Annotated in this window: 22 protein-coding genes and 1 pseudogene; 5 read left to right on the top strand and 18 right to left on the bottom strand. The window is 64.4% G+C overall.

Going from position 1 to position 21,725, the window contains the following annotated elements; all coding sequences use genetic code 11:
• Positions 1-74 precede the first annotated feature (74 nt).
• The 7 genes from D3227_RS21985 to D3227_RS21955 all read right to left on the bottom strand — a co-directional run bounded on the left by D3227_RS21985 (position 75) and on the right by D3227_RS21955 (position 10,273).
• The gene (locus D3227_RS21985) at positions 75-431 is read right to left on the bottom strand and encodes an MmcQ/YjbR family DNA-binding protein (RefSeq protein WP_120016388.1); all 357 of its coding nucleotides are present in this window, start codon (positions 429-431) and stop codon (positions 75-77) included.
• 107 nt (positions 432-538) lie between these two features.
• Entirely contained in the window at positions 539-3,145 is a 2,607-nt protein-coding gene (gene clpB / locus D3227_RS21980; protein WP_120016387.1) for an ATP-dependent chaperone ClpB, read from the bottom strand.
• Between the two features lie 233 nt (positions 3,146-3,378).
• Positions 3,379-4,380 (bottom strand): DUF4167 domain-containing protein, encoded by a 1,002-nt coding sequence (locus D3227_RS21975; RefSeq protein WP_245451830.1) that lies wholly within the window; start codon positions 4,378-4,380, stop codon positions 3,379-3,381.
• A gap of 286 nt (positions 4,381-4,666) precedes the next feature.
• A complete protein-coding gene (gene prmC / locus D3227_RS21970) occupies positions 4,667-5,587 on the bottom strand; it encodes a peptide chain release factor N(5)-glutamine methyltransferase (RefSeq protein ID WP_120016385.1) in 921 nt (306 codons plus the stop codon).
• Complete coding sequence (gene prfA, locus D3227_RS21965) at positions 5,580-6,659, bottom strand: peptide chain release factor 1 (RefSeq protein WP_120016384.1); 1,080 nt, start codon at positions 6,657-6,659, stop codon at positions 5,580-5,582. The genes prmC and prfA overlap by 8 nt, the downstream gene beginning before the upstream one ends.
• Positions 6,660-6,667: 8 nt before the next feature.
• Positions 6,668-8,938, bottom strand: coding sequence for a phosphoenolpyruvate--protein phosphotransferase (ptsP, locus tag D3227_RS21960; protein ID WP_120016383.1), 2,271 nt, complete (start codon positions 8,936-8,938; stop codon positions 6,668-6,670).
• Positions 8,939-9,019: 81 nt separating this feature from the next.
• Complete coding sequence (locus D3227_RS21955; RefSeq protein ID WP_120016382.1) at positions 9,020-10,273, bottom strand: aspartate kinase; 1,254 nt, start codon at positions 10,271-10,273, stop codon at positions 9,020-9,022.
• A 224-nt stretch (positions 10,274-10,497) separates the two neighbouring features.
• Here D3227_RS21955 and D3227_RS21950 point away from each other — a divergent pair, with 224 nt between their 5' ends.
• Entirely contained in the window at positions 10,498-10,797 is a 300-nt protein-coding gene (locus tag D3227_RS21950) for a hypothetical protein (RefSeq protein ID WP_120016381.1), read from the top strand.
• A gap of 85 nt (positions 10,798-10,882) precedes the next feature.
• Complete coding sequence (gene ubiG, locus D3227_RS21945; protein ID WP_120016380.1) at positions 10,883-11,632, top strand: bifunctional 2-polyprenyl-6-hydroxyphenol methylase/3-demethylubiquinol 3-O-methyltransferase UbiG; 750 nt, start codon at positions 10,883-10,885, stop codon at positions 11,630-11,632.
• 6 nt (positions 11,633-11,638) lie between these two features.
• On the opposite strand, the gene D3227_RS21940 is transcribed toward ubiG, so the two are convergent.
• Complete coding sequence (locus tag D3227_RS21940; RefSeq protein WP_120016379.1) at positions 11,639-12,553, bottom strand: DMT family transporter; 915 nt, start codon at positions 12,551-12,553, stop codon at positions 11,639-11,641.
• A 96-nt stretch (positions 12,554-12,649) separates the two neighbouring features.
• Here D3227_RS21940 and D3227_RS21935 point away from each other — a divergent pair, with 96 nt between their 5' ends.
• Positions 12,650-13,135, top strand: coding sequence for a MarR family winged helix-turn-helix transcriptional regulator (locus tag D3227_RS21935; RefSeq protein WP_120016378.1), 486 nt, complete (start codon positions 12,650-12,652; stop codon positions 13,133-13,135).
• 4 nt (positions 13,136-13,139) lie between these two features.
• On the opposite strand, the gene D3227_RS21930 is transcribed toward D3227_RS21935, so the two are convergent.
• From D3227_RS21930 to D3227_RS21915, 4 genes and pseudogenes are all read right to left on the bottom strand, one after another.
• Positions 13,140-13,565, bottom strand: a complete 426-nt coding sequence (locus D3227_RS21930) for a DUF1178 family protein (RefSeq protein WP_120016377.1) — start codon at positions 13,563-13,565, stop codon at positions 13,140-13,142.
• Entirely contained in the window at positions 13,562-14,428 is an 867-nt protein-coding gene (locus D3227_RS21925; RefSeq protein WP_120016410.1) for a carbon-nitrogen hydrolase family protein, read from the bottom strand. Before D3227_RS21925 ends, D3227_RS21930 begins: the two co-directional genes overlap by 4 nt.
• A 10-nt stretch (positions 14,429-14,438) precedes the next feature.
• The gene (grxC, locus tag D3227_RS21920; protein ID WP_006199923.1) at positions 14,439-14,708 is read right to left on the bottom strand and encodes a glutaredoxin 3; all 270 of its coding nucleotides are present in this window, start codon (positions 14,706-14,708) and stop codon (positions 14,439-14,441) included.
• Positions 14,709-14,784: 76 nt separating this feature from the next.
• Positions 14,785-15,559: pseudogene (locus D3227_RS21915) on the bottom strand (ComF family protein).
• A gap of 75 nt (positions 15,560-15,634) precedes the next feature.
• Here D3227_RS21915 and D3227_RS21910 point away from each other — a divergent pair.
• Positions 15,635-16,507, top strand: coding sequence for a methyltransferase domain-containing protein (locus D3227_RS21910; protein ID WP_120016376.1), 873 nt, complete (start codon positions 15,635-15,637; stop codon positions 16,505-16,507).
• A gap of 30 nt (positions 16,508-16,537) precedes the next feature.
• Here the strand turns inward: D3227_RS21910 and D3227_RS21905 are convergent, their stop codons facing one another.
• From D3227_RS21905 to argJ, 5 genes are all read right to left on the bottom strand, one after another.
• Positions 16,538-16,717, bottom strand: a complete 180-nt coding sequence (locus D3227_RS21905) for a Flp family type IVb pilin (RefSeq protein WP_120016375.1) — start codon at positions 16,715-16,717, stop codon at positions 16,538-16,540.
• A 111-nt stretch (positions 16,718-16,828) separates the two neighbouring features.
• On the bottom strand, positions 16,829-17,143 hold the full coding sequence (locus D3227_RS21900; protein WP_120016409.1) for a hypothetical protein: 315 nt from the start codon (positions 17,141-17,143) through the stop codon (positions 16,829-16,831).
• Between the two features lie 96 nt (positions 17,144-17,239).
• On the bottom strand, positions 17,240-17,662 hold the full coding sequence (mutT, locus tag D3227_RS21895; protein ID WP_120016374.1) for an 8-oxo-dGTP diphosphatase MutT: 423 nt from the start codon (positions 17,660-17,662) through the stop codon (positions 17,240-17,242).
• Positions 17,659-18,429: a GNAT family N-acetyltransferase gene (locus D3227_RS21890; RefSeq protein WP_245451829.1), complete on the bottom strand. Its 771-nt coding sequence runs from the start codon at positions 18,427-18,429 to the stop codon at positions 17,659-17,661. The genes mutT and D3227_RS21890 overlap by 4 nt, the downstream gene beginning before the upstream one ends.
• Before the next feature lie 5 nt (positions 18,430-18,434).
• The gene (argJ, locus tag D3227_RS21885) at positions 18,435-19,676 is read right to left on the bottom strand and encodes a bifunctional glutamate N-acetyltransferase/amino-acid acetyltransferase ArgJ (RefSeq protein WP_120016373.1); all 1,242 of its coding nucleotides are present in this window, start codon (positions 19,674-19,676) and stop codon (positions 18,435-18,437) included.
• A gap of 348 nt (positions 19,677-20,024) precedes the next feature.
• Between argJ and D3227_RS21880 the strand changes: the two genes are divergently transcribed.
• A complete protein-coding gene (locus D3227_RS21880; protein WP_120016407.1) occupies positions 20,025-20,642 on the top strand; it encodes a TetR/AcrR family transcriptional regulator in 618 nt (205 codons plus the stop codon).
• A gap of 163 nt (positions 20,643-20,805) precedes the next feature.
• Here the strand turns inward: D3227_RS21880 and D3227_RS21875 are convergent, their stop codons facing one another.
• Entirely contained in the window at positions 20,806-21,723 is a 918-nt protein-coding gene (locus tag D3227_RS21875) for a peptidylprolyl isomerase (RefSeq protein WP_120016372.1), read from the bottom strand.
• Positions 21,724-21,725 lie beyond the last annotated feature (2 nt).

Genomic DNA, 21,725 nt, shown 5'->3' with positions numbered 1-21,725 from the left:
CTTCGCCAGCAAACCATTTACCAATCTTAAGGTTCCAACATGAACCGGGCATGAAGATGGCGGATTTCCGGCGGCTACAGGCCAAGTTCCTTGCGTGTCTGTTTCGTCAGCTTGAGGACAACGAGGCGATGGCTCTCGCCGAGATAGTCCTTCAGTGCCGCATCATCCATGCTCTGACTTGTCTGACGCTGGATCCATTTCATGCCGCGCGAGGCGAGGTAAGGCGCCGGCCGAAGGCCCGGCTGCTCCTTCAGCACGTCATAGGCGATTTCAGAGCATTTGAAAGTGACGAAAAGCTGCCCGCCATCGTTCCAGCCGCCGATCGCAAAGACCTTGCCGCCGACCTTCCAGACATGGGCGCTGCCCCACTGGACGACATGGGTCGTCTGAGGCAGCGAGGCGCAGAAGCCGTTGTAGTCGTCCAGCGTCATGCGCGCCCCGCCATCTCAAACAAAGAAGTTACTTCAGACAAGAAGAAAGCGGCGAAGGCTATCCCGATCCGGGCTTCGCCGCTCTGTTCAGGTAAGCCGGCCTGAGATCAGGCCGCCGCTTCGGTCGCCACCACCGTCGGCTTCGAACGGAAATTCAACCGATCCGAACCGGCGGTGACCTTGACCGTCGAGCCGTCGAGGATCTCGCCGAGCAGGATCTTTTCCGCGAGCGAATCCTGCAGTTCCTTCTGCATCACCCGCTTCAGCGGCCGTGCACCATAGGCCGGGTCGTAACCCTTGGCCGCCAGCCAGTCGATCGCCTCCTGGTCCAGCGCCAGCGTGATCTTGCGATCGACAAGCAGGTTCTCCAGCCGCTTGAGCTGGATCTCGACGATGCGGCCCATATCCTGCCGGCGCAGCCGGTGGAACAGGATCACCTCGTCAACGCGGTTGAGGAACTCCGGCCGGAACGATGCCCTGACGACGCCCATCACCTCGTCGCGCACGGCATCAACGTCCTGGTCCTCGCCGAGGCTGACCAGATATTCGGCGCCGAGGTTCGACGTCATGATGATCAGCGTGTTGCGGAAATCGACCGTGCGGCCCTGCCCGTCGGTGAGCCGCCCGTCGTCGAGCACTTGCAACAGCACGTTGAAGACATCCGGATGCGCCTTCTCGATCTCGTCGAACAGCACGACCTGGTAGGGCCGGCGCCGCACCGCTTCGGTCAGCGCTCCGCCTTCCTCATAGCCGACATAGCCGGGAGGCGCGCCGATCAGCCGGGCGACCGAGTGCTTCTCCATGAACTCCGACATATCGATGCGCACCATGGCGCTCTCGTCATCGAACAGGAAGTTGGCCAGCGCCTTGGTCAGCTCGGTCTTGCCGACGCCTGTCGGTCCGAGGAACATGAACGAGCCGATCGGCCGGTTCGGATCCTGCAGCCCGGCACGGGCACGGCGCACGGCTTTCGACACGGCCTGCACCGCCTCGCCCTGGCCGACAACACGCTTGCCGATCTCGTCTTCCATGCGCAGCAGCTTGTCGCGCTCGCCTTCCAGCATCTTGTCGACCGGAATGCCGGTCCAGCGCGACACGATATGGGCGACGTGATCAGGGGTGACCACCTCTTCGACCATACCGACCTTACCGTCCTGCGCCTCAGCCTCCTTCAGCTTCTTCTCCAGCTCGGGGATGCGGCCATAGGCAAGCTCGCCGGCGCGCTGGAATTCACCCTTGCGCTGAGCAATGGCCAGCTCGTTGCGCGCCTCGTCGAGCTGCTTCTTGAGATCGGCGGCGAGCCCGAGTTTTTGTTTCTCGGCCTGCCACTTCGAGGTCAGCCCGGTCGATTCCTCTTCCAGGTCCGCAAGCTCTTTTTCGAGACGGGCGAGCCGGTCCTTCGACGCGTCGTCCTTCTCGACCTTCAACGCCTCGCGCTCGATCTTGAGCTGCATGATGCGGCGGTCGACCTCGTCCAGCGCCTCGGGCTTGGAATCGACCTGCATCCTCAGTCGCGACGCAGCCTCGTCGACAAGATCGATCGCCTTGTCCGGCAGGAAGCGGTCGGCGATGTAGCGGTTGGACAGCGTAGCCGCGGCGACCAGCGCCGAATCGGAGATGCGCACCTTGTGGTGCTGCTCGTATTTCTCCTTCAGGCCGCGCAGGATCGAAACGGTGTCCTCGACCGTCGGCTCGTTGACGAACACCGGCTGGAAGCGGCGGGCAAGGGCCGCATCCTTCTCGACATGCTTCCTGTATTCGTCGAGCGTGGTTGCGCCGACGCAGTGCAGTTCGCCGCGCGCCAGCGCCGGCTTCAGGAGGTTCGACGCATCCATGGCGCCATCAGCCTTGCCGGCGCCGACCAGCGTGTGCATCTCGTCGATGAACAGGATGATGCCGCCAGCCGCCGCGGTCACCTCGTTGAGCACGGCCTTCAGCCGCTCTTCAAATTCGCCGCGATATTTGGCGCCGGCAATCAGCGCGCCCATGTCGAGCGCCATCAGCTGCTTGTCCTTCAGCGATTCCGGCACGTCGCCATTGACGATGCGCAGCGCCAGGCCCTCGGCGATCGCCGTCTTGCCGACGCCCGGCTCGCCGATCAGTACCGGATTGTTCTTGGTGCGGCGCGATAGCACCTGGATGGTGCGCCTGATCTCGTCGTCGCGGCCGATGACCGGGTCGAGCTTGCCGGCGCGAGCGTCCGCGGTCAGGTCGCGCGCATACTTCTTCAACGCATCGTAACCCTGCTCGGCGCTCGCCGAATCGGCCGTGCGGCCTTTGCGGACCTCGTTGATGACCTGGTTCAGCGCCTGCGGGGTCACGCCCGCCTTGCTCAGAATGTCGGCGCTCTTGGCCGACTTCTCCATGGCAAGCGCCTGCAACAGGCGTTCGACGGTGACGAAGCTGTCGCCGGCCTTCTTGGCCAGCTCTTCGGCGGTCGAGAACACCTTGGCCAAAGGCTGCGCCAGATAGAGCTGCCCATTGCCGCCGTCCACCTTGGGTATTGCATCGAGTGCCGATTCGACGCCGAGCTTGACGTCGCGGATATTGCCGCCGGCGCGCTCTATCAACGAGGCGGCCAGGCCCTCGTCGTCATCGACGAGCACTTTGAGCATATGTTCGGGGGTGAATTGCTGATGATTGCGCGAGAGCGCCATGGTCTGCGCGGACTGGATGAAACCGCGGACGCGCTCTGAGTATTTCTCAAGGTTCATATCTGTCTCCTTCCATCACCGGCCCGCTTTGCGGCACCGGATCAGATTGCGGTGACGGAGCCGCCCATCCGGGCCGGATCCTGTTCAGGCGAGATATGGTGCAGCGGCAATGGGCACTCAAGACGTCCAGGTGGCTGGCAACGCATATTATTCCACCGCCGCGTAAACAAAAACGGCGGAGATTTCTCTCCACCGTTCAATGGGCCTGGAAGCCCTGTCCGAACTGGATTCGATCAGTTGTCGACGTCGACAATGACCGGGTCGTTGGCGTTACCTTCGGCCGGCGCCGCACTCACCTCATTGCCACCGGCATTGTCGCTGCCGCCATCGGCCTGATTGTCTGCCTGGTCGGCAGTGGTGCGCGGACGGCGCGGGCGCCGCGGACGGCGTGCGCCACTGTCGGCGGCAGCTTCGTTGCGCTCCGCCTGGGCGGCAAGACCGGCCGGCGAAAAACTGTCGAACAACGGCGCGGTCTCGGCCGAAAAAGCCGGATCTGCCGGCGCGGTGAAGGTGGGTTCAGCCTGGGGCACGAAACTAGTTTCGGCCTGGGGCGCGAAGCCGGTTTCGGCCTGGGGCGCGAAGCCGGTTTCGGTCTGGGAAACGGCTTCCGCCTGCACCGGCGTCTCGCTGGAGCGGTTCTGGTCGAAGCGCTGGCCGCCCTGCTCGCCGCGCTGACCATTCTGGCCGTAGCCACCACTGGGGCGGCGGTCACGATGGCGCCCGCCATTGTCGCGGCCGCCATTGTCGCGACCACTGTTGTCGCGGTTGTTGCGATTGTCGCGGCCGCTTTCCTGGTTGAAAGCCACTTCGGCCGGCGTGCCCTCGATCACCGGCTGTGGGCCGCCGCCGTGGCTGACCGTCTGGTTGTCGCCGACATTGTTGCCGCCGTTGCCAGCATTGTCGAACTCATCACGGTCTTCGTCGCCGTCATCGTCGAAATCGTCGCGGTTCTGCTGGACGTTCTGGATCGGCATCTGCGCCTGGGCGGCGGCAATGATGCGATTGTAGTGTTCGGCGTGCTGCAGATAGTTCTCCGCCATGACCCGATCGCCGGAGCTTTGCGCGTCGCGGGCGAGTGTGGCGTATTTCTCGGCAATCTGCTGAGCCGATCCGCGGATCTTCACATCCGGGCCGTTGCTCTCGTAGTTGCGCGTCAGGGGATTGGGACCCTTGCGGTTGTTGTTGTTGTTATTATTGTTGCCACCGCCGCCGCCATTGTTGTTGCGACCGCGCATGCGCCTGTTCTGCTGTTGTGGCCTCATTCGACTCTCTATCAGTGTGAAATTTTCGAAAACTCTTCACGAACGGAGGCGCTCATGCAGCCAGCCGTTTCGTTTCTTCACCGGCGTTCGCCCGCATCAATTGCGTTGGCGCCACGTGCCATCCTGTTCCGGTTACATCACTTGCCGGACGATTCCCGCACGAAGCTTGGGCGTCGTTTGCGCAAGAAGGCAGCTATTTCCAAGGAAAACCGAATCGCTAAGAGCACTGCCTGCTTCGTCTCATCCGGTTAAGGCGACCCTAGCCGCATTCCCCGGCATTGCCAAGCCCTTTTTGCACTGCATCAGGCTTTGTCCGTTCAAACACCAGAACTCTGTCGTTTCCACCAAGGTCGTGAAACGCCCCGGCCAGACTATAGCCGGCTGTCATGAATATCGCCGTAACCTCATTGCGCTGCGTGTGGCCGATCTCGACCGCAACCTTGCCTTGAACTTCCAGAAACCTTGCGGCCTCCGCGGCGATGATCCTGTAGGGGCCAACACCGTCCGCGCCACCATCCAGGGCCAAAAGCGGATCGAAATCTCGGACCTCGTCCTGCAGATTTCCAATGTCTTGGCTTGGTATATAGGGCGGGTTTGAGGCAATTACATGGTACCGGCCCGAAACTTTTACGAACCAGTCGGATCGGAGCGTCTCGAACCGGTCGGCAAGGCCCAACTTCTGGGCATTGCGCCTGGCGGTTGCCAGGGCCTCTTCCGAGAGGTCGACGCCGGTGGCGACCGCGCCGGCAACGGCGCTGAGTAACGCCAGCGCAATGGCGCCGGTGCCGGTGCCGAGATCGAGGATCCGGCATTCGCCTTGTCGCTCCACTGTTGCCCCGACAAAGGGCAGAACCGCCTCGACCAGCGTTTCGGTATCTGGCCGCGGCTCCAGCGTTTCCGGCGAAAGCTCGAAGCGCAGGCCGTAGAAATCGCGGTAGCCGAGGATGCGATGCACTGGCTCACCCAAGATACGCCGGTCCAGCGCTGCACCGATTGCGGCCATCGTATTCGCCTCGACGGCTTGCTGGGGATCGGCGATGGCCTGCGTGCGGCTCGTGCCGGAAAAATGCTCGACGATCAGCCTGGCATCCAGCGCCGGATCGCCCACGCCGGCGGCGGCAAGACGGTCGCGCGCCGCCCGCAGCAGCGGCCCGAGCGTCCCGGGCAAACTGTCAGCCATCGACGCCCATATCGGCGAGCAGCTTCGACTGGTGGTCGGCGATCAGCGCGTCGATGACCTCGTCGAGCTCACCCATCATCACCCGGTCGAGCTTGTAGAGCGTCAGGTTGATGCGATGGTCGGTGAGGCGCCCCTGCGGGAAATTGTAGGTGCGGATGCGCTCCGAACGGTCGCCCGACCCGACTTGCGATTTGCGCGATTCCGAACGTTCCTCGTCGGCCTTGCCGCGTTCGAGGTCGTAGAGCCTGGCCCGCAGGATCTGCATGGCGCGAGCCCGGTTCTGGTGCTGCGACTTTTCCGCCTGCACCACCATGATGCCGGTCGGCAGATGGGTGATGCGCACGGCCGAATCGGTGGTGTTGACGTGCTGGCCGCCTGAGCCCGAGGCGCGCATCGTGTCGATGCGGATGTCTTCGGCGCGGATCTCGATATCGACCTCTTCGGCTTCCGGCAGCACGGCAACGGTTGCCGCCGAGGTGTGGATGCGCCCGCCGGCCTCGGTCGTCGGTACGCGCTGCACGCGGTGCACGCCGGACTCGAATTTCAAATGCGCGAACACGCCCTTGCCCGAGACGGTGGCGATGATTTCCTTGTAACCGCCGACCTCGCCATCGCTGGCCGAAGCCACCTCGAAACGCCAGCCGCGCGACGCTGCATAGCGCTCATACATGCGAAAAAGGTCGCCGGCGAAGAGTGCTGCCTCGTCGCCGCCGGTGCCGGCGCGGATTTCGAGGATGGCATTCTTCTCGTCGGCCGCATCCTTGGGCAAAAGCAGGATCTGGATGTCCTTCTGCAACGCCTCGATGCGCTCCTTGACCTCGGGCAGGTCGGCCTCGGCGAGCGCCTGCATTTCGGCGTCGGTGCCCTTGTCGGCAAGCATCGCCTCCAGATCGGCCTGTTCGTGCTCCGCCGCGCGCAGCGCTCTGATCTTGGCCACCATCTCCTGGATGTCGGCATATTCCGACGCCATGCGGACATAGGCGTCCGCCGCAGGGCCGGCCGACATCTGCGCTTCGAGCATGTCGAAACGCTTGACGACTTGATCCATACGGTCGCGGGGCAGGTTGATCATGGCGGATGCTATAGCGGGATGGAGCGGTCGTCGGCAAACGCCTGCAGCAGCGCCCGCATCGGCAGGCCGTGGGCGGGCGCCATGAGGTTGTCGTCGAAAAAGGCCTGCAACTCGTCCAGCGGCAGTTCCGTCAGCATCGCCTTGACCGGGCCGATCGACGCCGGCGACATCGAGATCGAGCGGTAGCCCAAGCCGATCAGCGCCATTGCGGATATGGGTTTGCCGGCCAGCTCGCCGCAGAGCGTCACCGGCGTGTGGTTGCGCGCCCCGGCATCGGCGATCTGCTTCAGCACCCGCAGGAACGGCGTCGACAGCGTATCGAAGCGGTCAGACAATTGCGTGTTGCCGCGATCGACCGCCATGACGAACTGGAACAGATCGTTGGAGCCGACCGAGACGAAGTCGACCGCCTTCATCAGCTCGTCGAGCTGGAACAGCAGCGACGGCACTTCCAGCATCGCGCCGAGTTTGAGGCTGGTCGGCAAATGATGAGCAAAGCGCGACAGATGCCGCACCTCGCGGTCGATGATCTCGCGCGCCTGCGCGACCTCGCCGAGTTCCGTAACCATCGGCAGCATCAGCTTCAATTCGCGCCCGCCGCAGGCCTTCAGCAAGGCGCGGATCTGCGTCCTGAGCAGGCCGGGGCGGTCGAGCGTCAGGCGGATCGCCCGCCAGCCGAGCGCCGGGTTCTCTTCCTGGATCGCGCCTTTGAAGTAGGGCAGCACCTTGTCGCCGCCGATGTCGATGGTGCGGAAGGTCACCGGCTTGCCGCGCGCCGCGTCGAGCACGTCGCGATAGAGCCGCTCCTGCGCCTCGGCGCGCGGGAAGGTCGAGGCGACCATGAACTGCAGTTCGGTGCGGAACAGGCCGATGCCGGCGGCACCCGCCTCGGCGAGCTGCGGCAGGTCGACCGCAAGGCCCGCATTCATCAACAAATCGACCTGGACGCCGTCCTTGGTCACCGACGGCTTCTTGCGGAGTTCCCGGTAGACCTCCTGCCGGCGCGCCCGGAAGCGGACCTTCTCGGCATAGGCGGCTTCGAGGTCCGGCTGTGGCCGCAGGTGGATGATGCCTTCCTCGCCGTCGACGATGATGGCATCGCCGTTTTCCGCCATGGAAACGGCGCCCTTCATCTGGCCGGCGACCGGGATGCCCATCGCGCGCGCCACGATCACGACATGGCTGGTCGCGGCACCATCTTCCAACACCAAGCCGCGCAGCTTGTCGCGGGGATAATCGAGCAGTTCGGCAGCCCCCATCGAGCGGGCGACGATGATGGCATCCTTCGGCAGCGAAGCCGCGACGTCGTCCGGCCCGCGCCCCATCAGCTGGCGCAGCAGCCGGTTGGCGAGGTCGTCGAAATCGCTCATCCGCTCGCGCAGATAGGGGTCGGTCATGTGCAGCATACGGGCGCGCATGTCGCTCTGCACCTTTTCGACCGCCGCTTCCGCCGTCAGCCCGTTGCGGATCGCCTCTTCCAGCCGGCGCACCCAGCCGCTGTCGTTGGCGAACATGCGATAGGCTTCGAGCACCTCGCGATGCTCGCCTTCGAAGGCGACCTCGCGGCGCTCCAGCATGTCGTCGATGGACAGCCTGAGCGAGCCGAGCGAGGTCTGCAGCCTGCGGACCTCCTCCTCGCTATCCTCGTTGAACAGATTGGTGACGACGATGCGCGGCTCGTGCAGCACGACATGGCCGAGCCCAACACCTTCGTTGAACGACAGGCCGGTGAAGCTGACGGGGCGGCGCAGGTCGAGTTCCAGCCCCGGCCGGGTCAGTCGGGCGAGGTCGCCGGTGGCAATCATCTCGGCGATCACCATCGCCGTCGTTTCCAGCGCCTCGACCTCGTCGTCGCGGTAGTGGCGCATGGTCTTGTTCTGCACCACGAGAACGCCCAGCGTGCGCCCTGCCCGCAGCACTGGCACGCCGAGGAAGGAATTGTAGATCTCTTCGCCGGTCTCCGGCAGATAGGCGAAGGCCGGATGTTCCTGCGCATTGGATAGGTTGAGCGGCCGCGCACTGGCCGCGATCGTGCCGACCAGGCCCTGTCCCAGCCGCAATTGCGCCAAATGGACGGCGTTCGGGTTCAGACCTTCGGTGGCGTAGAGCTCGAGCACCGAATCGGCGCGCAGCACATAGAGCGAGCACACTTCGGCGACCATGTTGGAGGCGATGTCGCGCACGATCCGGTCGAGCCGCTCCTGCGGCTCCAGCGGCTCTTGCATGAGCTCGCGGAGCCGTTTCAGCAGAACGCGCGGGCCGCTGGCCGTATCACGCATCGCGGCTTCTTCTCCAATAGAGTCCTTGCCGGCGCAGTTTCAGCTGTGCCCGGCACTCACGCAACAACTGATTCAGTCTTGCTATTGCTTATCCAGACCGTAGACGGAATGCAAAGTGCGAACCGCAAGTTCGGTATACGGACCGTCGATCAGTATCGAAATCTTGATCTCGGAGGTGGTGATGGCCCGGATATTGATCGCCTTGTCGGCCAGCGCCTTGAAGGCGGTGGCCGCGACACCGGCATGGCTGCGCATGCCGATGCCGATGACCGAGACCTTCGACATGCCGGCTTCCGACTGCACGACGTCGTAGCCGATCGTTGCCTTCAGGCGCTCCAGCACAGCAAGCGCCTTGTCGACGTCGCCGGACGGCACGGTAAAGGTCATGTCGGTGAACTTGCCGTCCTCGGAAATATTCTGGACGATCATGTCGACATTGATGTTGGCCTCGGCCAGCGGCCCGAAGATGCCGGCGGCAACGCCTGGGCGGTCGCCGACGCGGCGCAGCGAAATCTGCGCCTCGTCCTTGGCGTAGGCAATTCCGGTGACGACCTGCTGTTCCACGATCTCTTCCTCGTCGCAAATAAGCGTTCCGGGCGGATTGAGCAAATCCCCCATTCCGGGCGCGTCGGGATCGTCGAAGGACGACCGCACGAAGGTACGCACCCTGTGCACCATGGCAAGCTCGACCGAGCGCACCTGCAGCACCTTGGCGCCAAGCGAAGCCATTTCGAGCATTTCCTCGAAGGAAATCTTGGCCAGCCGGCGCGCCTTCGGCTCGATGCGCGGATCTGTGGTGTAGACGCCGTCGACATCGGTGTAGATGTCGCAGCGATCGGCCTTCACTGCCGCCGCAATGGCGACGGCACTGGTGTCGGAGCCGCCTCGACCAAGCGTGGCGATGCGGTTGTCCGGTCCGATGCCCTGGAAACCGGCGACCACCGCCACCTGCCCCTCGCCAAAACGCTTGACCAGGAACGCGCCGTCGATGTCGAGAATGCGCGCTGCGCCGTGCGCATTGTCGGTCTTGATCGGAATCTGCCAACCCTGCCAGGAGCGGGCGTGAACGCCCATGTTCTGCAGTGTGATCGCCAACAGGCCGGCGGTCACCTGTTCGCCGGAGGCGACGACGGCGTCATATTCGCGCGCGTCGTGCATCGGCGAGGCTTCGCGCGTCCAATGCACCAGTTCGTTGGTCTTGCCGGCCATCGCCGAGACCACCACCGCTACCTCATGGCCGGCATCGACCTCGCGTTTGACATGACGCGCCACATTGCGGATGCGGGCGATGTCGGCGACGGAGGTTCCGCCGAATTTCATCACGATGCGCGCCATGGAAGCGAAATGCCTTTGACTGAAGCCGGCCGGTGGCCGAAAGCGAAAAAATGCGCCCGGCTCGTGCCGGCCGCTGAATGCGCGGCCTCCTTAGCCAAAACAGCAAAGCTTCGCAAGCGACGACGGGAAAGAACGGTCTGGCGCAATTGCAGTCGTCCTGACAGCTTTTCATCGGCCGGCCATGCGATAAAGCAAAACGGGAACTTCGAACCGTGGAGAATTTGATGACCGAGACCCTGGAAATCGTCAGCTTCCGCCTCATGCCAGGGGCCAGGGCTGGCTTTGTCGCCGGCAACGGCGTGGTCACGGACTGGCTTGCGCAACAGCCGGGCTTTCTTAGCCGTCAACTGGCCGAGCGTGAGGATCAGAGCTGGGTCGATGTCGTGCGCTGGCAGAGCCTGGAACAGGCTCATGCGGCGGCCGCTCGGATCATGGCAGAGATCGGCGATTGCGAGGCCATGCAAGCGATCGACCCCGCCAGCGTCGACATGGGCCATGCCGCGGTCGTGCTCTCGACCTCGTGAGGCCATGTTGGCAGCAGACGGAAAATGCCGCCTTGACTTTCTCTGCCCGGCACCCGACTTCCTAGCGTCCGAGGAGACCCGCCCTATGCCAGAGCCCCGACGATCGACGATCGATGCCGGAGAAGTGGAACGCTTCTCGGCACTTGCCGCCGAATGGTGGAACCCGAACGGCAAGTTCCGCCCGCTGCACAAGTTCAATCCGGTCCGGCTTGCCTATATCCGCGACCAGGTGGCGGCGCGCTTCGGCCGCGACCCGCGTGCGGCGAGGCCTTTCGAAGGCCTGCGCTTCCTCGACATCGGCTGCGGCGGCGGGCTGTTGTGTGAGCCGATGGCGCGGCTCGGCGCCGAAGTGGTCGGCGCCGATGCTTCCGCCACCAACATCGAAGTCGCCAAACTGCATGCGGCCGAGGTCGGCGTCAGCGTCGACTACCGCGCCACCACCGCCGAGGACCTGGCCGACGCCGGCGAGACATTCGACGTCATCCTCAACATGGAAGTGGTCGAGCATGTCGCCGACATCGACCTGTTCGTGGCCAAGTGCGGCCAGATGGTCAAGCCGGGCGGCATCATGTTCGTGGCCACCATCAACCGCACGCTGAAGGCGCTCGGCCTTGCCATTATCGGCGCCGAATATGTGCTGCGCTGGCTGCCGCGCGGCACGCACCAGTTCGGCAAGCTGGTGCGCCCCGAAGAGCTGGAAAAGGCGCTTGGCGCCGCCGGCCTGATCATCATCGACCGCACCGGAGTCGTCTACCATCCCCTTGCCGACCGCTGGCAGCGGTCGAAGGATATGGACGTCAACTACATGGTTTTGGCGGAAAAGCGCTCGGTCTGAACCTGCTCACGCCGCCTGGCTCTGCGCCTTCGCGCGGGCCTGGTTCTGCGCCCTGGTGGTGATGAACACGCCAGCTGTGATGATGACCGCACCGGCCCAGGTCAGCAGCTGGTAGTGTTCGCCGAGGAAGATCGTGCCGGCAAACAGGCCGACCGCGGCCGCCACATAGCCGATCTGGCTGAGATAGACCGGGCCGCCGACCGCCTGCAGCCGGAAGAAGAAGACAAACATCGCGGAGGCCGACGCCACCTGGCCGGCGGCCACCAGCGACACGTCGCCGAGCGGGGCAAAGGCCTTGACGCCGAATAGGGCGAGAATTCCGGCAAGCAACATCGTTGCCGAGGCCAGATGGCTGCCGACGGCGAGCTCGATCGGGCCGGTGCCTTCGGGCCAGTCGACGGTGCGGTAGATGTTGCCGGCGGCAAGGCTGACCGGGACGAGCAGCCCGACCGCCACCCAGAAGAATTCAGCCGGCTGCCCGGCCTCGCCGCGCGTCATGGCGACCATCACTGCGCCGATGAAACCGACGGCAATTCCGGCGACGCCAAGCAAGTTGGGCCGCCTGACACCGAGCAGGATCGAGAACACCAGCGTGACGACCGGCGACAGGGTGAACATGATGCCGGTATAGCCGGCGCCGAGATGCGGGATAGCCGAAAACATCAACAGATTGGGGAAGGCATAGGACACCGCAGCGGTGATGAAGAAATAGCGCAGCCTGTGCGGCGTCAGCTTCACCCTCTGCCCGCGCAGCAGCAACGCCAGGAGGAGCACGCCGCCGGCGCCGAGCGAGATGACGAAGGCCCAGACCATGGCCGGCACGCCAGCCGCCGTGGCGAGCTTGCCGAACGGCAGCGTCAGGCCGAGCAGTCCGCCGGTGACGACCAACAGGCCGAGAGCCGAATCCCAGAGAAATTTCATCGGATTGTCCCGTCATCGTAGCGCTTGGCCCGCGTCATATCTTAAGGTAACATAACGCAAATATTCTTAACGTCAAGATACATAACGGTGAGACAGATGGATCGTGCGGCAAGGGCGATCGAGCAATGGAAGCGGGAACGGCCGGATCTGGACGTCTCGCCGATGGCCGTGCTCGGACGCCTGAACGAAGCCTCTTCGCTGATCGCGCGCGAGCGCCTGGCGCCGCTGTTCGCCCGCTTCGGACTGCAATCCGGCGAATTCGACGTGCTGGCGACGCTGCGCCGGTCCGGCGCGCCTTATGCGCTGACGCCGACCGAGCTCTATGAGGCGACGATGGTGACGTCGGGCGCCATGACCAACCGGCTCGATCGGCTGGAAAAGGCCGGATTGATCCTGCGCGGCCCGCACCCCAACGACCGGCGCGGGATTGTCGTGCAACTGACCGCAAAAGGCCTCGCCCTGATTGACGAAGCGGTCGCCGCCCATGTCGTCAACGAGCACGAAATCCTCGCTGGCCTGACTGGGCTCGAGCGGGAGACACTCGCCAACCTGCTCGGAAAACTGATCGGCAGCCTGAGCTAAACGCTCAGTTCCGATCCTCCGGAAAGCTCGGAATCGGCATGAACTCGACGCCGTCCTCGGCCAGGCTCTTGGCCTCGTCAACCGTCGCCTCGCCATAGATGCCGCGCGCATCGGTTTCGCCGAAATGGATCTTGCGCGCTTCCTCGGCGAACTTGTCGCCGACATAGTCGGCGTTCTCGCGCACCTTCTCAGCCATGGCCTTCAGCTGCGCCAGCGCCTGCTTCTGCGCTTCGCCCATGGCCAGCGCGATCTTTTCCTGCTTGCGCCCGGTCGAGACGGCAGGCGCCATCAGCGCCTTCTCGACCTTGTGCGAGCCGCAGCTCGTGCAATCGACGAAGCCGCGCTTCTTCTGGATATCGAAATCATCATTGCTGCGGAACCACGCCTCGAATTCGTGTTCGTGATCGCAGATCAGGGAAAATCGGATCAAGAAGCCGCACCCCTCAGACGCGGCGCTTCCGCCGAGCCGGCATTGACGGCAAAATCCCGCGCGTTTTTCAGATTGGGGATCTTCCTGCGCGCCGCAAGCGATTGCGCCGGATCGATCTCGGCGACGATCACCGCCGGCTCGTCATGCGCGGCTTCGGCGATGATGCGGCCCCACGGATCGACGATCAGCGAATGGCCATAGGTCTCGCGGCCGTCCTCGTGCAATCCGCCCTGCGCGGCGGCAACCACATAGGCACCGTTCTCGATGGCGCGGGCCCTCAGCAGCACGTGCCAATGTGCCTCGCCGGTCTGGCGCGTAAAGGCGGCGGGTACGCTCAAGAGGTCGGCGCCGCCCAGCGCCTCGGCGCGGAACAGCTGCGGAAAGCGCAGGTCATAGCAGACGGCAAAGCCCAGCCGGGCGCCATCGATCTCGGTGACGACGGCCTCGGTGCCCGGCTCGTAGGCGGCGGATTCGCGCCAGCTCTCGCCATTGTCGAGATCGACGTCGAACATGTGGATCTTGTCGTAGGTGGCAAGCGTGGCGCCATCCGGCCCGAACAAAAGCGCGCGGTTGGCAAGCTTGCCGTCGGCGCGCAAGATGGCAGTCGAGCCGATATGCAGGAAGATGCCGAGTTCGCTCGCCAGCCTGCGCGCGGTCGAGACGACGATGTCCTTGTCCTCGGAGGTAAAGGAAGCAGCGCGTGCATCCTTGTCGCGGATCAACGCACCGGTCATTTCCGGGGTCTGGATATAGGTCGCGCCCTGGCCTGCCGCCTCGCGCACCAGCCGCTCCAGGTCGACCGCGTTGCGCTGCGGGCTCTCACCTGAACGCATCTGGATCGCCGCTGCCTTGAAAGCACCCATGGTCATGTCCTTATGTGGTCGAGCCGTTGGCAAGCAGCCTGTCCAGCCGGCCCTCGGCCTCCAGCTCGTGGAGGTCGTCGGAGCCGCCGACATGCGTATCGCCGATGAAAATCTGCGGAAAGGTCGATCGGCCGCGCGCCCGGGAAATCATTTCCTGGCGCAGTTCCGGCGAGAAGGAGGCGTCGTGCTCCTTGTAGGCGACGCCCTTGCGCTCGAGCAGCCGCTTGGCTGCCGTGCAATAACCGCACATCATGCGCGTATAGATCGTCACATCGACCATCGCTCAGAAATCCTATGCACGTCACCCGGAACCCGCGTAGCTGTACAACGGCATGCACAAAAACAGCAATTTCAATCTATATAGTCGCGGACTCGTCGGCCCGAAAGTCCCCCGGCAGCACACGCGCAAAGGTCAGCACGTCGACCGCTCCGGCACCGCCCCGCTTCAGCGCCTTGGCTACCGCACGCACGGTGGCGCCGGTGGTGTAGAAATCGTCGATCAGCAGCACCCGCCGACCGGCGATCTCGATTTGCGCCTCGGTGGGCACACGGAAGGCCGCACGCACATTCTCCTCAGCGACCTGCCGGTCCAGCCCGACCTGTTGACGGGTGAGCTTCACGCGCCGGATCGCGGAGGGTGAGAACGGCGGGTCGCTGAGATGCGCTACGGCCCTTGCCAGTTCCGCCGACTGGTTGAACTGCCGCCGGAAGAAGCGTCGCCAGTGCAACGGAACCGGCACGACCGCGTCAGCCTCGGCGATCAGCTCTGCCCCGGCGCGCCATCCACGGCGCCAGGTCGGTGCGGTCCTGGTATTTCAGCCTTGCACCATCTGGCGGGCGACACCCCGAATAGACGACCGCAGCCCGTGCGCGCTCGAAAGGCGGCGGATCGGCGATCGCCTCGGCGGAAAGGAACCCTTCGCCAATGTCATGGGCGAACGGCGTGCCCATGACCGCGCACCATGGCCGCTCCAGCAGCCTGAGCTTCGGCCAGCACGCTCCGCAGAGCACGCCGGGCTGCGAGACATGGCGGCGGCAGCCGGCGCAGACCGGTGGAAACAGGATGCGCGTCGGCAAGGCCAAGGCCTTTAGCGCAGCGCTCCTGATCGCAACGGTCTTGATCTTCGGCATCGGATCGGCCACGTGGTTGGTTCTCCGCTACCATGGAACCACTCTTTCGGAGTGCGGAAAACAGGAACCCGTCCGTTGCAGCCTCTTATCGATACGCCGCTGTGGCTGGCGCACAAGCGCCGCGCCTTGGCCCGCCCCATTGGCGGCGCCGATTTCCTGATGCGGCGCGCGGCTGAAGACCTTGCCGACCGGCTCGGTGCCGTCGAGCGCAAATTCGTCAAGGCGGCGGCGCTGTATTGCCAGACGGTGGCGGCAGCCGAGGTGCTCGCCGAAAGCGGCAAGGTGACGGAAATCGTGCGGGTGGAAGCCGACCCGCTCTTCCTGGGTGGCCGGCAGGGATTGGTGGCGCCGCTGGAAACCGTGCCGTTCGAACCGGAGAGCCTCGACCTCGTCGTGTCTCTCCTGTCGCTGCAGGCGATGAACGACATTCCCGGCATGCTGGTGCAGATCCGCCGGGCACTCCGGCCCGATGGCCTCTTTCTCGGCGCCTTTGCCGGTGCCGGCACGCTTTCCGAATTGCGCGAGAGCCTGCTTGCCGCCGAGACAGAGCTATACGGCGGCGCCAGCCCGCGCGTCATTCCGTTCACCGATGTCCGCGATGCCGGCGCGCTCCTGCAACGCGCCGGCCTGGCGCTGCCGGTCACCGATGTCGAGACGGTGACTGTGCGCTACGACACCCTGTTCGACCTCGTCGCCGATCTCAGGGCCATGGGCGAGACCAGTGCGCTCGTCGATCGCAGCAGGCAGCCCGGCACGCGAAGGCTCTTTGCCCGTACCGCCGAGATCTACGCTGAACGGTTCTCCGATGCCGACGGCCGCGTCAGGGCGAGTTTTTCGATTGTCTGGATGTCCGGCTGGGCGCCCGATGCCTCGCAACAGAAGCCGTTGAAGCCAGGCTCGGCCAAGGTCTCGCTGAAGACGATACTGGAAAATCCCGACCGGCGTTGATCGTGCTTGCGCGATCGCCCGGCGATGCAATCATTGGGCGAAGGCGTTCGCAAGCTTGCTGTTGTTGTCGCTGAACAGCCACTGGATCGCGTTGCTGGCCTGGCCGATGCCGGCAACGATGGCCAGTGACAAAACCGTGACGATCAGGCCGTATTCGATGGCCGTCGCACCTGTCTCGTCTTTGATAAACCGTTGAAGCAGTTTTTTCATGGTCGTCGATCCCTCTTGCCAGGACCTTAGCGCCGACCCGTTAAGAAAGGTTAACGGCAAAGGCTTAACAGGCGGTGAAACAGGCCGGTTCCGTGGAAAGCATTAACCAAGTCAGCATTCGCCGCTGCGCGTGCCGTCATTGCGGATCACGCACACCGAACTCGGCATTGGCTGCAGCACGCTGCGGCGCAGCGTATAGGTGTCGCGATGGCCGATCGAACCCGTGCTCATCGCGTCGAGGCCGCCGAAACTGTCGCGGGCCGATTGCGATCGGGCTTGGCTGTCGAGAAATGGTGTCGCGATCAGGGCCAGCGCCACCGCGGCCGAGCCGAATAAAAGCGTGATGCGCAATATGCCCATGCCGGCATCGGCGGCGCGGAAGCCGCGGTCGGGCCGGATCGAGTCCCAGTCTTTCTCGAGGCTCATGCTGTCGCTCCCAAGCATGTTGGCCGAAGCCCGGCCTTGCCTCAATTTTTCACACCGGGATAAATCTTCTATTAACGCTGACTAAAACGATGGCGATCACAACAGGTCGATGAGGAACTGGATCAGCGGCGCGTCGGCGGGTGGCATTGGATAGTCGCGCATCTGGCGCGGCCGCACCCATTTCAGCGTCTGGCCCTCCTTCGGCTGCGCGATGCCGCGAAAGCGGCGGCAGATGAACAGCGGCATCAACAGGTGAAAATCATCATAGGAATGGCTGGCGAAGGTGAGCGGCGCCAGGCACGGGATCTCGGTCTCGATGCCGATCTCTTCATGCAGTTCGCGGATCAGGCACTCCTCCGGCGTCTCACCGGGTTCGACCTTGCCGCCGGGGAACTCCCATAGGCCGGCGAGCTGCTTGCCTACGGGGCGCTGCGCCAGAAGCACGCGCCCGTCGGTATCGACCAGGGCGCAGGCCGCGACGAGAAGCAGACGCTTGCCAGCTGGTTTGACGTCGTTCATGCGGCCGGCCGGCGATAGTGATAGCGGTAGACTTCCTCGAAGCCCAGCGAACGGTAGAGCGCCAGCGCCGGCGCATTGCCGGCCTCCACCTGCAGCCAGGCCTCCCGCGCGCCGCGCAGCCGCGCCCATTTCAGGGCCGACAGGATAAGGTTGCGGCCGTGGCCCTTGTTGCGCGCCGCCTTGTCCGTGGCGATCTCGAACAGACCGGCGAGATCGCCGTCATGGACGCAGATCAGCGTCGCCAGCGGCTCGTTTCCCTCTTCGAGCGCGAACAGACCGGCCTCGGGCTGGATGGCGCCGATAATCTCCGACAGGCCGGGCCGCAGCGACACGTCCGAGCCACTGACCTTGAGCGATGCGCCGATGAAGCGGCTGATGTCCTTCAGCGGGATCTGGTCCATGGCGGGGGCGAGTTGCGCGTCCGCCAGCGGCAGGCGCATCACCAGCGATTCGTCGAAACTGCTCCAGCCTTCGCTGTCGAGGTGTTTGGACAGGTCCGGACCCGACAGCGGCGATATGCGAAAGGTCAGCGGACGGCCATAGGCATCGAAACGCCGGCTGGCGCGGCCGATGCGATCGGCAATGTGTTGGATATCGCCCGGATCGAGCGGATTGACCGAGTTCAGCCGCTTGGCCGGATGGCCGGCCGTCAGCCGCACCACCCAGGTGCCGTCATAATGAACGGCGGCCGCCGGCCAGGCGCGAAAGCCGGCCGCCTCGTAGCGGCGCACGATGGCAAGCACGCTTGCCGGATGTCTGGAAACCAAGGCCGTCAACTCCGATAATCGCCGTTGATGGCGACATATTCCTTGGTGAGGTCGCAAGTCCACACCGTCGCCTTGCCGCGGCCGATGCCGATATCGGCGCGGATGCGAATGTCGTCGCGCTTCATGTAGGCCGACGTCGCTTCCTCGGAATAGGCGGGATCGCGCTCGCCTTCATGCGCCAGGCGGTTGTCGCCGAACCAGATCGACAGAAGGTCGCGGTCGGCAGGTTCGCCGGCCTTGCCGACGGCCATGACGACGCGGCCCCAATTGGCATCTTCGCCGGCGACCGCGGTCTTGACCAGCGGCGAATTGGCGATCGACAGCGCGATGCGCTTGGCCGAGCGCGCCGATTTCGCGCCGGTGACGGTGACTTCGACCTGCTTGCGGGCGCCCTCGCCGTCGCGCACCACCTGCAGCGCCAGCGCCTTCAGCACCTTGCCCAGTGCGCGGCGGAAGGCGCCGAGGCGCGCATCCTTGGGGTCGCTGATCGCGGGCGCGCCGCGCTTGGCGGCAGCACCTGTGGCGAAGAAGAGCAGCGTGTCGCTGGTCGAGGTATCGCTGTCGACGGTGACCGCGTTGAAGGTCTTGGCCGTGCCGCGCGACAACAGGTCCTGCAGCACGGGCGCCGCGATCGGTGCGTCGGTGGCGATGAAGGACAGCATCGTCGCCATGTCGGGCGCGATCATGCCGGCACCCTTGGCGATGCCGTTGATGGTGACGTCGGCATCGCCGAGCTTGACCGTCGCCGTCGCCACTTTCGGATAGGTGTCCGTGGTCATGATGGCCTTTGCCGCCTCGGTCCACAGATCAGTCTTGCCGTCCCTGACCAGCCCGGCGAGCAGATGGCTGAATTTGGTTGTATCGAGAGGTTCGCCAATGACGCCGGTGGAGGCGAGGAACACTTCGCCTGGCGTGCACCCGGCGGCCTTGGCCGCCGCTTCGCCGGTCAATGCAGTAGAGGCACGGCCCTTCTGGCCGGTGAAGGCGTTGGCATTGCCGGAGTTCACGACCAGCACGCGCGCCTTGCCGGCGCCAAGGTTCTGCCGGCAGAAATCGACCGGCGCCGACGGGCATTTCGACTTGGTGAACACGCCGGCGACCGCTGTGCCGGCGTCGAAGACCATGGCCAGCAGGTCGGTGCGGTTCTTGTATTTTATCCCGGCCTCGGCGGTGGCGATGCGCACGCCCTCGATCGCGGGCATTTTCGGATACTTTTTTGGCGCCAGCGGCGAAATCGTTGCGGACATGGGGACCTCGGGCGGGAAAAATCGCAAAGGGAAGGCCGGTTTGCCCGATACGACGCGCCGGCGCAAGGGCGTTTTCGTCGTTGCTGCGGCCCGCGCGGACCCACTGCGGAAGCTTGCACCTTAAATCCGTTGGCGTCGCCGCGGCTTGTCATGCGCGATGGTCAATGGCGCATCGCTTCGGAAACATCGCAAGCCATGAAATAGGCGTCCGAGATTTCTGCGGTCCCCGCGGAGTGACCGTCGCGTTTATCCTTGTCCCAGTCGAGAGACGACCCGCTAAAACGGATCGTTTCGTTTCACCGCGGGTCTTGTATGATTCCGGCGAAAACTGCCCGCAAGGAAAAGCAGATGAGTGAGCAAGCGCATCAGGGGCGCAGGTCGATTGGCGCCAGGCGCAATCCCGATAGCGCCGATGCGATTCTCGCGGCCGCCGAGGCCGTGCTGGCCGAGGCCGGCTATTCCGGCTTCTCGATCGAGGCGGTGGCGCGGCGGGCGCGGGCCGGAAAGCCGACGATCTACCGCTGGTGGCCGAGCAAGGCCGCCCTGCTGCTCGAGGTCTATCAGCGGGGTAAGCGCGTCGCCGTTCCCGATACCGGCAATCTCGAGGAGGACCTCGTCGGCTTCCTGAACAACCTGTTCCGGCATTGGCGCGAGACGTCCTCGGGCAATGTGTTTAGATCGCTGATCGCCGAGGCGCAGTCGGATGAAACCGCGGCCGTTGCCCTTGCCGGGTACGCCGGTGGACGCCGAGCCCACACCGGCCGGATCATCGAGCGCGCGAAGACAAGGGGCGAGCTTGCGGCCGATATCGATTCGGCGCTGGTCGCCGACCTTGTGGCCTCCTATGCCTGGAAGCATCTGCTGACCAACCGGCTCGACGCGCCTGAAGCGACGATACGCAAGGCGGTCCGTTATTTGACGCAAGGCATAGCAGCGCCCGGTAGAGCAATTCCAGGAAAAGTGTGAAACGGTTTTCCGTCCGGAATCGCGTCAAAACAAAGAGATAGAGCGGCTCTCCGTTTCCGTGAAACGGTGAGCCGCTCTAGGTAAAACCGCGGCCGAGCCGGCCGATTGAAAAAGGGCGCGGCAACCCGGTTGCCGCGCCCCCTTTTTCGAAGTTCTGTCCGCCTTACTTGGCGCTTTCCATCGTGTCGACGGCCTTCTTCAGGTTCGCGTCGGGAATCTCGACCTTGGCAGCGGCGCGCAGCGACTTGACCAGCGCAAAGTACTTGTCGCGGATGACCGCCTGCTTGGCCTGGTCCTTGACCTCTTCGAACGCCGGCGGCTGCTTGGTGCGCTTGTCCTCGAGCTTTATGACGTGCCAGCCGAACTGCGACTGCACCGGCTCCTTGGTGTATTTGCCGACCTCGAGCGCGAACGCTGCCTTGTCGAATTCCGGCACCATCTGGCCAGGTCCGAACCAGCCGAGATCGCCGCCATTCGACTTGCCGCTCGGATCACTGGTGTGCTCGTTGGCGAGCTTCTGGAAGTCGGCGCCGCCATCGAGCTGCTTGATGATCGCCACGGCCTCTTCCTTCGTCTTCACGAGGATGTGACGGGCATGCACCTCGTTGACCGGCGGCGTGTTGGCGATTTCTTGGTCGTACCGGGCGCGCACCTCGGCGTCCGTGACCTTGTCGACGACACCCTTCTCGACCATTTCGCCATGCAGCGCGCGCTGCTGCAGGAACGCCATGCGGCGCTGGAAATCAGGATCCTTGTCGAGGCCGGTAGTGACCGCCTGAGCGGCCATGATGCGGATTTCGATGGCCGCCGAAAGGGCGGCCGCACGACGCTGTTCGGGCGGAAGCTGAGCAAACTGCTGCGACAGCTCACCTTCGGCAAGCCCAAGGTCTGCCTCGGTCAGCGTCTGGCCGTTGACGGTGGCGACCACCGCGTTGGGGTCGACCGGTGCGGCCGCCGGGGCCGGTGCTGCCGGCTGGGCGGGGGCGGCTTCCTGCGCCATCAGGGGCGACAGCGACAGAGCCGACAGCCCGAATGCCAGGCCAAGGCTGGCCAGCGACGCACGGCGAAACGATAAGGACATTA

Source organism: Mesorhizobium waimense (genome assembly GCF_003601975.1).
In the GTDB taxonomy this organism is placed as follows: Bacteria; Pseudomonadota; Alphaproteobacteria; order Rhizobiales; family Rhizobiaceae; genus Mesorhizobium; species Mesorhizobium waimense.
This window is presented reverse-complemented; position numbering and strand designations above follow the sequence as displayed.